Here is a 13,106-nt window from a genome sequence, read left to right on the forward strand (position 1 = left end):
ATGAATGCCCTTATTCGGTGGTCGATCCGTTATCGGGGCTTTGTTGCACTGCTCTCGATCGCCTGGCTAGTCTTCGGGGCTTTTCTCGTCATGCGGGCGCCCCTTGATGTCTTTCCCGAGTTTGTTCCCCCGCAAGTCACGATTCAAACGGAGGCGCCCGGCCTCGCGCCGGAGCAAGTCGAGCAAATCATTACGCATCCCATTGAAGCGGCAATTATCGGCGCGCCTGGCATCGATACGGTTCGCTCGGAATCGATTTACGGGCTTTCCGTCGTGCTGGTGTCGTTCAAGGAAAGCGTAGATGCCGTTTCCGCGAGACAAGGTATCTCCGAACGCCTGACGACGCTCAATGGAAAATTTCCCGCTGGATTTGGACCACCCAAGCTCACACCGTTGACTTCTAGCACCATGGACGTGCTCAAGATCGGCATCTCGTCCGACCAGGTTGACCCTTACACCCTCCGAGACATCGCTGATTGGACGATAAAGCCACGGCTGCTGGCCGTTCCCGGAATCGCCCGCGTGACGGTCTATGGAGGCGCAATCCGGCAGGTTCAAATTCAACCCGATTTGAAACGAATTGCTGCTCTCGGCCTTACTGTAACCGACGTCATGAATGCGATCAGCGAGGCCATCGCGCTTCGGGGCGGAGGGGTTGTCGAAACATCAGCCCAGCGTATTACAATTGAGACACCCCCGCCGTCGCCTAATCCGCAGACGATCTCTAAAGCCGTCGTCACGATGCAGAACAATCGTCCCATTCTCGTGGAAGATCTCGCCAAAGTGACGATTGGGCCAGCGCCCAAAATTGGCGACGCGACGATTATGGGGCAGTCCGGAGTTCTTATTACGGTTTCCGGTCAATTCGGTGCCAATACTCTTGAGGCGACCACCGCGACCGAGGAAGCTCTTGCGGAGTTGACCCCCGCGTTGGAACGGCGAGGCGTGACTGTGTATCCGGCGCTGCACCGGCCCGCATCGTTCGTTGTTCGCGCTCTCAAAAATCTCGAGACAGCGCTGATCATCGGCTCCGCGCTGATCTTGATTGTGCTGTACGCCTTCCTGCGAAGCGTCCGAGCATCATTGATTTCGTTTCTCGCGATCCCGCTCTCTCTGCTCGCGGCGGTTGTCGTCCTCAGCGAATGCGGCCAGTCAATCAATACAATGACTCTTGGTGGATTCGCGTTGGCGCTTGGCGTTCTGGTCGATGACGCGATCATCGACATCGAGAATATTGCTCGACGCCTGCGACTCGCCGGGCCCGGGGCCGATCGTTTGAAAGTCGTCGAAGACGCATCGATCGAAATTCGCGGCTCAATGCTTTATGGGACGCTGGCAGTTATTTTCGCATTTTTCCCGGTGTTGTTTGCTGGCGGTGTGCAAGGCCGCTTTATCGGACCGATGGCACTAACTTTCATCATTGCCGTTCTCGCGTCGATGTTCGTCGCGCTGACTGTGACGCCAGCACTATGCGCTTTGCTTTTGACGAATGCGGAAGATACAAAAGAGTCGCCACTTCTGAACGTTCTCAAGGCCGCGCAAACCAAAGTCCTCTACGTCGTGCAGCGCGCATGGGGCCTTACTATCCTGGCACTTTCTGCCGGCGTGATAGCCTCAATCGCCGTCATACCGTTCTTGTACAGTGAGCTTATTCCTCAGTTCCGTGAAGGCCATTTCGTCTTGCAAATGGCGATGGCCTCCCCAGGGACTTCGACGGACGACGTGGTGGCCGTAGGAGAGCGGGTCACGGCGGCGCTGCTCAAACTACCGTTCGTCAAAACAGTCGCGCACCAGATTGGTCGTGCCGAAGCCGGTGAAGACACTTGGAGCGTCGATCGAAGCGAATTTCATATTGAGTTGAATCCGGTCCACTCGGAAAGCGAGGAGGAAGCGCAAAATATTATTCGCAATACGCTTCGGGCTTTTCCGGAAGTTCGAACAGAAACGCTCACATTCCTTGGCGATCGCATCAGTGAAAGCCTTAGCGGCGAGACGGCACAGGTCGTCATTAATGCAATGGGTACCGATCTCGATGCTCTGGAGAAGGCCGGCGCCGAAATCCAGAATGCGGTCGCGGATATTCCGGGCGTTACAGATCTCAGAATGCCGAGAACTGCTTCGGTCCCGGCGCTTTCGGTCAAGCTCGATCCCATTGCGCTGGCAAACTATGGTCTGACCGCGCGTGATGCTCTCGATACCATCCAAACAGCGTTCGCCGGAACGACCGTCGGCCAGACATATGATGGGGCCCGAACCATCGATGTCGTTGTCATCCTGTCGCCGGACGACCGCAATCGAATAGACGCCCTCTCGACGCTGATGATCGCCAACGTCAATACGAAGACGTTGTTGAAGAACATTGCTTCGATCACGTTGACCGAAGGCCGGTCTAATATCCAGCACGATGGAGCCCAGCGTCGCGTGGCGGTCACGTTCAACGGAGCCAAGGGCTATTCGTTGCGCAACCTCGTGGGGGAGGCGCGCGAGCGCGTTGAAAAACTGGAATTGCCTAAGGATGTCTTCATTTCATTCACCGGCCAAGCCGAGGCCGAGAGGGAAGGCCAATTGCGATTGGCGGGCCTAACGGCACTCAGCACCGCCTTGATCGTCACCGTCCTAACGATTGCCTTTCGCCGACGTCGCCTTGCCGTTCTCGTACTCATCAACTTGCCGTTCTGTCTCATCGGAAGCGTTGCGGCAATCGTGGCAAGCAACATCGGGATGACACTTGGGAGCCTCGTCGGATTGATCACCGTATTCGGCATCGGCGCGCGCAACTCAGTCATGATGCTCGCGCACGTCGAACACCTCGCCGACGATGAAGGCAAAGGATGGAACGCCGAGACGATCCGATTGGCCGCCGCCGAGCGATTGGCGCCGGTGTTCATGACTGCATTGATGGCGGCGTTGGGGCTTGTTCCGCTTGCTCTCGGCTTGGGGCGTCCGGGACACGAAATCGAAGCGCCGATGGCGATCACGATACTCGGTGGTCTGGCAACTGCCACGTTCTTAAATCTTGGCGTGCTGCCAGAAGCACTCATTCGTCTTAGTCGAATGCTGGGGATTTCCGAATTTGCGAAAAAGCCCTCGCCAACGCCCTTAGAGCAGACCGCACAGAAGCTGGATTCGGTCCGATGATGGTTTTCATTTTAGATTATCTTCGGTTTATTCCCGGTCATTGGAGAGTTTGCTTTTTTAGGACAGCGTAGGAGCGGATTTAGTTGCTGGGTCTAAAGGTTTCATCGCACGCCCCCATGGGCCTTAACTGACAAACGAGCAACATCCGTATTGGCTCCGCCAGCGATCGTGCGGCGCATGCGGGCTTTCTCTGTTTTGCAGATATAGAGGTGCTGTCCGCTCCTATACTAGAGCGGACGCCTGCGTGAGTTGGCGCTTGATCGCCGGCGATCGCTCGGGCAGCTTCTGCTTATTGATTAAGAGCGGACTTGATCCTCGAAATATTCGCGGCCGCAAGCGAACCTAGACTCATAAATGAGGTTCCTACTTTGCCTTGCCAAGTTTTCGGCCAGCTTTAGCATCGATCTCGGACTTCTGAGCCAACGTAATTTTGCCCTTCTTCTCTTCCTCAGAAGCGCGAGCTTTTGCGTTCGCGGCATCGGAAGCGTCAGGCATTGGATACTTGCGCTCTCCCGGAAGCCCAAAATCTGCTTTCGGAGTTGATCGTCCTCGTTAGTAGCCACGCCTAAGTTGCAGAGTGATCGGAAGCCCGGTTATGCCATCGGCGCACCTCGGGCGCATTTAGCTTTCTACTGACATCTAAAGTGCGACACGATCACCTTTTCCTTTCAAAGTCGAAGATCGGGCTTGATCAATTAGATGTCGAATAACATCTATATCTGCAGATGACGGTCGTCATCTGATCAGGCTGCCGACCACAAGTCGGCGGTGAAACACGGGTCGAATGGAGAATGACAATGAAAGCTCTTATTATTGCTGCTGTCGCTGCTGCAGCTTTTTCTGGCGGTACATTTAGTGCACAGGCTCTTGAGGAGACAGATCGGGCGATGGGTGCGGGCTCCTATGTTAATCCGAATGGCTCTGAGAAAGGTGCCTGGACTCAATCGTCATCGCGCGTAAGCCACGCGGGTGCTGTCGTCACCCGCACGAAGCACTAAATAGCCGTTGCAAGAAGACAATGGGGACCGACACTATTTCGGTCTCCTTTACCTTTTTGGATGCAATCACGTAAATCCTTGACATTTGGATTTCGTTCAGCATCTAATGCACCGAGTAACCTGGTGATGGTGGCAAAAGCCCGAATATATGTGCGATTGCACGCAACAGAGGTTTGACGATGCGAGTGTCCCGAGAGGTCATGGCCCAGCGGCACGATGAAATAATCTCTGAAACGTCGAAGATGCTGCGGCAGCGGGGCATCGTCGGCACGAGCCTCGCCGATCTCATGGCTGCGGCAGGCCTCACGCACGGAGGCTTCTACAAGCACTTTGACTCGAAGGATGCCCTTGTGGCGGAGGCTACCGAGAGGATCTTCACGGAGATTAATACGCGCTTTGCGGAAGGAGTTCAGTCGCACGGCGCCAAGGCGGCGCTCAAAGCCTATGTCGCCGACTATCTCACGCTGTCGCACGTCAAAAAGCCGGAGCTGGGCTGTCCGGTACCGGCTTTCGGTCCCGACGTCGGCCGCGAACAAGGCGCGATAAGAGGCGTATTCACCGGCGGGATTAAGACCACCGTTTCGCTCATCATGGAAGGTTTGTCGGTCCCGCCTGCCGACCGCCGGGAAAAAGCGGTCGAACTTTTGTCGCTTCTGTCAGGTGCCGTATCCATGGCGCGAGCGACGGACGATGAGAAGTTATCTGGCGAGATCATTGCCTCAGCACGCAAGCGCGCAAGTCAAATCATCGAAGCGCGCCGATAATCGAAAAATCATTTCGCCCTCGGCGCTAGACGTATGATCGCGTCACCTCGCCGGACCATACACGGACTACGTTCGAAACGATTTGGATGCCGACAGCTCGCTGGCGTTCCGTCCGCCTCGACAAATATCCGAGGCGGCGCGCTCTCTATTTTCCGATCAATCTAAAAATCGCGGCGCCATGCCCCCTCAAGCCGTGCGACAAAAACGCCGCGTCGCAGTAATTTCCTCTTGCTCTTTTAGATGTCGTATGTAATCTAAGTGGGCAAGAATGAAGTTCGAAGATCAGTGAACGCCATTGAGGCAGTGAGGGTCATTATGGAAACGCTGGCGAAAAACGTCGGGCATTTTCTAACTAACGGTACGTCGCGGCGGAAAACGTCCGTCACACTGGCCGCAGCCGCACTCGTTTCGGTCGGTATCGCCGGCTGCAAACCATCGGAAGCCGATCCGAGGACCGGCGTTCCCCTCGTGCGCGTCGCGACCGTCCATTTGGCAAGCACAGCGGAGCGATCCTTCACCGGCGTGATTGCCGCCCGCGTTCAGAGCAATCTTGGCTTTCGCGTCGCCGGAAAGATCATTGAGCGCCTCGTCGACACCGGCCAGCCGGTCAAGGCCGGCCAACCTCTAATGAAGCTCGATCCAGTCGATCTGAAACTCACCATCGTTGCGCAAAACAATGCCATTAATGCAGCCAACGCAACGGCCATCCAGGCGCGTGCGGACGAAGCGCGTTACAAAAATCTGGTGGGCCAGGGCTGGGTCTCCCACCAGCGCTACGAACAAGCGAAATCGGCGCTCGATAGCGCTGAAGCCCAACTTGCCGTCGCCAAGGCGAACGCTCAGCTTGCTCGCAATGCCGAAGATTATTCCGTGCTCGTTGCGGATGCCGACGGCGTCGTGATGGAAACGCTTTCCGAGCCTGGCCAAGTGGTCTCGGCAGGCCAGACCGTCGTGCGCCTTGCTCACTCCGGCCCGCGCGAGGGTTCTGTCAATTTGCCTGAAACCGTGCGACCCGAAATCGGCTCAGAAGCAACCGCTACGCTGTATGGCGATCTCAAATCGCGCTCGCCGGCGCGTCTGCGTCAGCTTTCCGACGCCGCGGACCCAAGCACAAGAACCTATGAGGCGCGCTATGTCCTGGCGGGCGCCGCCGCAAATGCTCCCCTCGGCGCCACCGTAACCCTACACATCCCGCAGCTCAAAACGAAAACGGTCGTCGAGGTGCCCGTCGGCGCGGTCGTCGATAACGGCGCTTCGTCCGGTGTTTGGCTGCTCGATCAACAGAAGCAGGTCGTCGGATTTCGGCCTGTAACGCTGGCTGGCGTCGGCGAAGAAACCGCTCTCATAAGCAACGGCGTTCAGGTCGGCGACCAGGTCGTCGCGCTTGGCGCGAGACTTCTGCACGACGGCGATAGCGTTCGGGTCGAAGGCGAAGAAACGGCATCACGATGACAAATTTCAATCTCTCCGCCCTCGCGGTTCGCGAACGCGCCGTTACGTTATTTTTGATCATCGCGATCACCGTGGCCGGCGCATATGCGTTCGCCAAGCTCGGCCGTGCCGAGGATCCTCCCTTCACCATCAAAGTACTGACGGTGACCGCCATGTGGCCCGGAGCCACGGCGAAGGAGATGCAAGATCTCGTTGCCGAACCGCTCGAAAAACGTATGCAAGAGCTTCGCTGGTACGACCGGGTCGAGACATTTACGCGCCCCGGCTTGATGCTGATGAAGGTCCAGATGAAGGACCAGGCGCCTCCTACCGCAATCCCGGAACAATTCTATCAAGCCCGCAAAAAACTCGGCGATGAAGCGCTCAAGCTCCCGGCGGGAACCATCGGCCCGTTCATCAATGACGAATATGCCGACGTCACCTTCGCTCTCTACACTGTGCAGGGAGACCGGATGCCGCCACGGCAATTGACGCGAGAGGCGGAATCGCTTCGCCAACGCCTGCTGCAAGTTGCAGGCATCAAAAAAGTCGACATCCTCGGAGAGCGGCCCGAGCGCATCTTTGTCGAATTCTCTTATGCAAAGCTCGCGACGCTCGGGATCAGCTCACGAACGATCTTCGATGCTCTAAATCGACAGAATGTCGTTACCGCATCCGGGTCCGTCGACACCAACGGCCCTCAGGTGTTCGTGCGCGTCGAAGGCGCTTATGACGATCTGCAAAAAATTGCGGACACGCCGATTGTGGCGGGAGGGCGCGTCTTGAAGCTCTCCGACGTTGCCGATGTGAAGCGCGGCTACGAAGATCCCGCTACATTCCTCATCAGGCATAACGGCGAGCCCGCGATGGTGCTCGGCGCCGTGATGCAGGACGGCTGGAACGGCCTCGATCTTGGTAAGGCCCTCGACGAGGAAGAAGCCAAAATCGCCAAGACTCTCCCCGCTGGCATCTCCTTCACCAAGATCATCGATCAGGCCGAAAATATCCGGGAATCGATCGACGAGTTCATGTTGAAGTTCTTCGTCGCGCTTGCGGTTGTCATGATCGTCAGCCTCGTGAGCCTCGGCTGGCGCGTCGGCATCGTCGTGGCCGCGGCTGTACCTTTGACGCTCGCCGCCGTATTCGTGATCATGATGATCACCGGTCGAAACTTCGACCGCATCACGCTCGGCGCACTCATCTTGGCGCTCGGCCTGCTTGTCGATGACGCGATCATCGCCATCGAAATGATGGTTGTGAAACTTGAAGAAGGTTACGAACGCACCAAGGCAGCGGCTTATGCCTGGAGCCATACGGCAGCTCCGATGCTTTCCGGAACGCTCGTGACGGTCATCGGTCTGATGCCCGTGGGCTTTGCCAAGTCCACGGCGGGCGAATATGCCGGCAACATCTTCTGGATTGTCGCGTTTGCGCTCATCACATCTTGGATCGTTGCCGTCGCCTTTACCCCGTACCTGGGCGTGAAGTTGCTTCCCGACATCAAGCCGATTCCGGGAGGCCATGCGGCCATTTATTCGACGCCGAACTACGAGCGTTTCCGGCGAATGGTCCGCTGGGCCGTCCGCCGCAAGTTCATCGTGGTTGGATTCGTGGTGCTACTCTTCATTGCGGCTGGCGTCGGCATGGCTGGCGTGAAGCAACAGTTCTTCCCGAGCTCGGACCGCCGCGAACTTCTCGTCGAGGTGCAGTTGCCGGAAGGCTCGAGCATCGAGGTTACGAAAGCCGCGGTCGCCAAGGTCGAAGCCTGGCTGAAGACGCAGCCGGAAGCAAAAAGCGTGGTGTCATTCATCGGCCAGGGAGCGCCGCGCTTTTTCCTCGCCTACGATCCGGAGTTGCCCGACCCCTCGTTCGCAAAAATCGTCGTGCTGACACCAAGTTCGGAAGCTCGCGATACTTTGAAATGGCATGCCCGGCAGAAGATCGCCGAAGGCTTGGCGCCGGAAGCACGTGTTCGCGCGACTCAGTTCGTATTCGGACCTCCTTCTCCCTTTCCCATTGCGTTCCGCGTCATGGGACCAGATCTCCCCAAACTGCGGGACATCTCTCAAAAGGTGGTCGCGATCATGCGAGCGAATCCGCATACGCGCGACGTCAATACCGATTGGACGGAGCGAACGCCTTCGGTGCGCTTCACGCTTGATCAAGACCGCCTACGCTTGATCGGCTTGTCGCCAAGCGACGTCGCGCAGCAACTGCAATTTTTGCTGACAGGAGTGACGGTAACAGGTGTCCGCGAGGACATCCGCACGGTTCAGGTGATGGCACGCAGTGCTGGACCGGATCGGCTCGACCCGACGAAGCTCGGCAATCTCGTTCTGCAAAACGACAGCGGTCAATTGGTGCCGCTAAGCCAGATCGGACATATCGAAATCGTCCAGGAAGATCCTATTCTGAAACGGCGAGACCGCACGCCGACGATCACGGTGCAGAGCGACATCGATGAATCCACGCAACCGCCACCGGTCTCGATCGAAGTGCAGCAAGCTCTACATCCGCTGATCGCGTCGTTGCCCGACGGCTATCGCATCGAGATGGGCGGAAACATCGAGGAAGCAACCAAAGCCAACGACGCGCTGGCTCCCATATTTCCGATCATGTTCATCCTCACGCTGATCGTGATCATCTTCCAGGTGAGATCGTTCTCAGCGATGTGGCTGGTGGTTGCGACCGCACCGCTTGGCCTCATCGGCGTGGTACCGACGCTCTTGATCTTTCAACAGCCGTTCGGGTTCAACGCCATTCTCGGTCTTATCGGGTTGTCGGGCATCTTGATGCGGAACACCTTGATCCTGATCGAACAGATCAAGAGCAACAAGAGCGACGGCCTTGATGACTATCACGCCGTGGTCGAAGCAACGGTGCAGCGGGCCCGACCCGTCGTGCTCACCGCGATGGCGGCCGTGCTCGCCTTCATCCCGCTGACGACTTCCGTTTTCTGGGGCTCGATGGCCTATACGCTGATCGGCGGAACGGCTGTCGGCACATTCTTGATACTGCTCTTTCTGCCGGCGCTTTATGCCATTTGGTTCCGCGTTCGTCCGACCGAAGCAGTATCGCACGCACACGGCACCGAATTGCTCGCAACGTCGTGATGGGCGCCGATAAGAAAAGAGAGGAAACGTGTCATGCGGCTAACACGCGAAGCTAAGGCCCAGCATCATGACGAGATCACATTAGCGGCATCGAAGATGTTGCGCGAACGCGGGATCGAGCGGACGAGCCTCATCGATCTCATGCGGACGGCGGGACTGACGCACGGCGGCTTCTACCGGCACTTTAAATCGAAAGACGAACTGGTCGCCTTGTCGGCCTCGAAAGCCTTTGAGGAAGTCGCCGAGCGGTTCGATAAAAGGACAGCCGAAGCCGGACCAAAGACGGCACTCATCGCGTATGTGCTCGAATACCTTTCCGATGTGCACCGTGACGATCCCGGCATGGGCTGCATGATTTCGGCGTGTGGGGCGGATGCGTCCAGGCAGGGCGCAATCGTCCGCGGGGCCTTCACAATTGGCATCAGCAAATTGCTTGATCTTGCGGCAGAAGGATTGTCCTGCCCAGATGTAAAGCGAGCCGATCGCGCCATTGAACTCGGAGGGCTGATGTTGGGTGCGCTTGTAATGGCGCGCGCGACCAATGATGCAGACTTATCGAAGAGTATTCTCGCCAAGGCGCGGCATCGCGCGCTGGAAATCATAGAAGAGAAAACTTGACGCTTTTGGTATGCGCCGATGCGTCGTCGCGCTGGTGAACCTTCAAATATTTCCAGATGCCGAGAAAGCCAGCCGCTTTGCTCATTCAAAAACAACAAAGGGAGAAATCGAATGTCAGCGCCGCTTGAAACTAAACCAAGCATGCTTCAAATTTCAGATACACTCAGTCTGCGTTATCAGAAGACCGGCGACGGACCTCCGTTGGTTCTCATGCATACGATTCGCACACAGCTCGAATATTTTCGAAGTCTGGCACCTGCCCTTGCCAAATCGTATACGGTCTACGCCATCGATCTTCCCGGGCATGGCCGTTCGCCGATTGATCCCCACGCGCGCTTGGATGAGCCGTATTTCAGACAAGGCGTTGTAGGCTTCATCGAGAAACTCAACCTCACCGACATCACGCTCGTCGGCGAGTCGATTGGGGGTGCATTGGCCCTCACGGTCGCGGCCGCAATTCCGCATCGCGTAAAGCGGGTCTTTGCGATCAATCCGTACGACTACGAAACTCGCTATGGCGATGGCATCCGGCGCGGTAACTGGTTTGCGAATTTTATCATCGGAAGTTTGCAGGTTCCGCTTCTTGGCGCGTTCAATGCCTCGTTGGAAAACAGGATGATCCTTGGGAAGATCATGGGCGGCGGCTATCACGACCCGCGTAAACTTCCTGCCGACCTTCTCACAGAATTCGATAAAGTGGCGCATCTTCCCGGCTACAAACGCGCCGCGCGTAAAGTACTGGCGGGTTGGCGATCTTGGAGCAAGGCGCGCGATCAGTATCGGGGAATCACAGCGCCCGTGACGCTGATCTATGGCGACAGCGATTGGTCGAGCCCTAACGAGCGGGAACGCACGCGCGCCCTGATACCGCATGCACGCATGTTCACGCTCAAAGACACCGGTCACTTTTCAGCTGTCGAAAACCCCTCAGAACTGGCACTCATCATTCACGAAAGTTAGCGAGGGAAAATCGGATCGTCGGCCTGACGGAACAAGATGATGTCACTTTGGAAAGGAAGGCTGCTGGCGCATTCGGTTAGCCATTCTATTGCTCTCCGTTCTGACTTCGCGTCGGGCGGTCTATTCTGACAATCTGCACCCCCTTCGTTCGCACCGACCCGCTGGCGACGCTTCCTCGCGGCGCTTGCTCTCTGCCGCTCCGTCCGCTTGACGTAAAGCCTAGCGGCCTGGGGCGTCTTGTGACCGGAGAGTGTCATCACGCCCTGCCTGGTCAGATCCGCATCGCAAAGCTCGGTCATATCGCCGGGCGACATGAGAATCGAGAGTGACGTGATTGGCGAGTGGTGCCGCCTTCCGGGCCCCGCACGCGACGCTGTGCAAAGACCATCGAATAAGGCCGCGCCGGTCCGCGTTCTCCGGATGTCAGCGCGATCGGCACTCGCGTGCGTCGGTGTGGGATTATTCGTTCTCTACATGCATTTTTTTAAACCAACGTCATACGTTTCAGCATGGTCCTAGGCGCAGGAACGGTCCCCGGATTGGGCGTGCTGTGGCTATGTGAGGAGATATCTGCTCCTACGAGGTGACCGAGAAGACGAAGACGGCGGGCACGCGGACAGCGAACCGGGATCAGCTCGAACGGGATTCACAGGAGGCAGGCTGGGCGGAGTGCGCTGCGGCCCGACATCTCAATTGTAAGGAGCTTTGGTGTCCGTCAACGACATGTGCAAACTCACTCTTTCACTTTAAGGGAGAAGAATTTTTTGATCTTTGCCCGACGAAAATATTTTCCAACTCGCCCGTATTCCGACGAAGATAAACCCTGCTTGAAAATGGAGCGCGCGGTTGCTGTACTGAAACGCTTCGTGATTTCTTTGAAGGTCGCCCTATATCCGAACTCCGCGCAGATCTGTGTAATATGACGCGTAAAGGCCGCGATGATATGAGGATCCTTTGCGAAGGGGGGAACCGCCATACCCATTTGCCCAAGCTGGTCGATCAGGGACCAGTATCGCCCTGGCAGCAACCAGTTGAAATCGGTTGAATTGCGAAGAACACACTCGACCGTTTCAGCGCGGTTGGAAGTGGCTTGCGCCACGTAGGCACGGGTCCCGCGCCGAAGGCCAGGAAGAGTTTCTGAATTCGAAAAGTAATTGGCCTGATGATGGCGATAGGCGGAAGACGGAAAATCGATCAGCGCGGTCCCGCCGATAGCGTGGGAAAGATGATTGAAATGATTGTCGGCTGCCCGCATCCGCTTGGTTTGACCATCTGCTATTCGGCAGAAATTTAATACCGTACGTCTGAACATATTTGCGGAGCCAGGTGCCCAACACCAACCACTTTCGCTTGCTTTCCGGACAAGCGTCCTCGCGTTTAGTATGCCGAAATGGTCCTCGGACACGGTCGATAGCCGCGGCAGGATATGAGCATCTCGGAAACAGTACCTATCCGCAACGCCGAATCCGAATTTGTCATATTGCGACGTTATTATACCGCCATCAGCGTTTATTTCTAACACGTTGCTGGATGTCAGGGCCACACTTCTTGGTAGCGCGAGGTGTACTTGGACGTGTGTCGACGCGAAGTTCGAAAAGAGGACATCGTCAGCGTCGACGAACGTGACAAAGCTCCCTTTGATATGATCCAGCGCCCACAAGGCTGCGCCGAGGTGACCCAAATTCTCGTCAAACGTGATGACTTTGAATCTTTCGTCCTGTTCAATCGCGCGGACGATTTCGTCGCCGCTCCGATCAGTGGATCCGTTGTCGATGACGAGACATTCAAATTGAGGATAATCCTGGGCTCTGATCGATGCTATCGTCTCAGCCACGTACTGCGCATAGTTCCAGCAAATAAGCACGAATGAAACTAAGGGTGGCCGAAGCCCGACCGGGGCAATAGCATCCAATGGTTGCCCGGCAATGGATATGGCAACGGCCTGCGTGGCCGCGCGGTGGTCAAATTTGATAAACTGTTCTCGGTCAGTCGTCTGGAGCATTTCGATCCTCTTGGAACGTATACTGATACACTAGACGCGCTCGGACCGCTTGCGTCGATGTTGCAGCGATGTTTTTTTAACG

Annotated in this window: 8 protein-coding genes; 7 read left to right on the forward strand and 1 reads right to left on the reverse strand. The window is 56.7% G+C overall.

From position 1 onward, the window contains the following. The 7 genes from WC811_RS15940 (at position 1) to WC811_RS15970 (ending at position 11,022) form a co-directional block, all read left to right on the forward strand. A complete protein-coding gene (locus WC811_RS15940) occupies positions 1–3,138 on the forward strand; it encodes an efflux RND transporter permease subunit (protein ID WP_372646305.1) in 3,138 nt (1,045 codons plus the stop codon). Positions 3,139–3,935: 797 nt separating this feature from the next. Beyond that, the gene (locus tag WC811_RS15945; RefSeq protein ID WP_372646306.1) at positions 3,936–4,136 is read left to right on the forward strand and encodes a hypothetical protein; all 201 of its coding nucleotides are present in this window, start codon (positions 3,936–3,938) and stop codon (positions 4,134–4,136) included. Between the two features lie 200 nt (positions 4,137–4,336). Next, positions 4,337–4,900: a TetR/AcrR family transcriptional regulator gene (locus tag WC811_RS15950; RefSeq protein WP_372646307.1), complete on the forward strand. Its 564-nt coding sequence runs from the start codon at positions 4,337–4,339 to the stop codon at positions 4,898–4,900. A gap of 315 nt (positions 4,901–5,215) precedes the next feature. Further along, positions 5,216–6,352, forward strand: coding sequence for an efflux RND transporter periplasmic adaptor subunit (locus WC811_RS15955; RefSeq protein WP_372646739.1), 1,137 nt, complete (start codon positions 5,216–5,218; stop codon positions 6,350–6,352). Next, complete coding sequence (locus tag WC811_RS15960) at positions 6,349–9,444, forward strand: efflux RND transporter permease subunit (RefSeq protein WP_372646308.1); 3,096 nt, start codon at positions 6,349–6,351, stop codon at positions 9,442–9,444. The genes WC811_RS15955 and WC811_RS15960 overlap by 4 nt, the downstream gene beginning before the upstream one ends. 33 nt (positions 9,445–9,477) lie before the next feature. Then, positions 9,478–10,062 carry a TetR/AcrR family transcriptional regulator gene (locus WC811_RS15965; RefSeq protein WP_372646309.1) on the forward strand — a complete coding sequence of 195 codons (585 nt, stop codon included), beginning with the start codon at positions 9,478–9,480 and terminating at the stop codon, positions 10,060–10,062. Between the two features lie 141 nt (positions 10,063–10,203). Continuing rightward, positions 10,204–11,022 (forward strand): alpha/beta fold hydrolase, encoded by an 819-nt coding sequence (locus tag WC811_RS15970; protein ID WP_372646310.1) that lies wholly within the window; start codon positions 10,204–10,206, stop codon positions 11,020–11,022. A gap of 733 nt (positions 11,023–11,755) precedes the next feature. Here the strand turns inward: WC811_RS15970 and WC811_RS15975 are convergent. Next, on the reverse strand, positions 11,756–13,024 hold the full coding sequence (locus tag WC811_RS15975) for a glycosyltransferase family 2 protein (RefSeq protein ID WP_372646311.1): 1,269 nt from the start codon (positions 13,022–13,024) through the stop codon (positions 11,756–11,758). Positions 13,025–13,106: the final 82 nt, after the last annotated feature.

Origin of the sequence: Hyphomicrobium sp. (genome assembly GCF_041659645.1) — a bacterium.
Taxonomy (GTDB): Bacteria; Pseudomonadota; Alphaproteobacteria; order Rhizobiales; family Hyphomicrobiaceae; genus Hyphomicrobium_B.

Excerpts from the sequence above, each read along its gene's own strand:
- WC811_RS15950 (WP_372646307.1), top strand. The coding sequence starts at position 4,337 with ATGGCCCAGCGGCACGATGAAATAATCTCTGAAACGTCGAAGATGCTG.
- WC811_RS15945 (WP_372646306.1), top strand. The coding sequence starts at position 3,936 with ATGAAAGCTCTTATTATTGCTGCTGTCGCTGCTGCAGCTTTTTCTGGC.
- WC811_RS15975 (WP_372646311.1), bottom strand. The coding sequence starts at position 13,024 with ATGCTCCAGACGACTGACCGAGAACAGTTTATCAAATTTGACCACCGC.
- WC811_RS15970 (WP_372646310.1), top strand. The coding sequence starts at position 10,204 with ATGCTTCAAATTTCAGATACACTCAGTCTGCGTTATCAGAAGACCGGC.
- WC811_RS15955 (WP_372646739.1), top strand. The coding sequence starts at position 5,216 with ATGGAAACGCTGGCGAAAAACGTCGGGCATTTTCTAACTAACGGTACG.
- WC811_RS15960 (WP_372646308.1), top strand. The coding sequence starts at position 6,349 with ATGACAAATTTCAATCTCTCCGCCCTCGCGGTTCGCGAACGCGCCGTT.
- WC811_RS15940 (WP_372646305.1), top strand. The coding sequence starts at position 1 with ATGAATGCCCTTATTCGGTGGTCGATCCGTTATCGGGGCTTTGTTGCA.
- WC811_RS15965 (WP_372646309.1), top strand. The coding sequence starts at position 9,478 with ATGCGGCTAACACGCGAAGCTAAGGCCCAGCATCATGACGAGATCACA.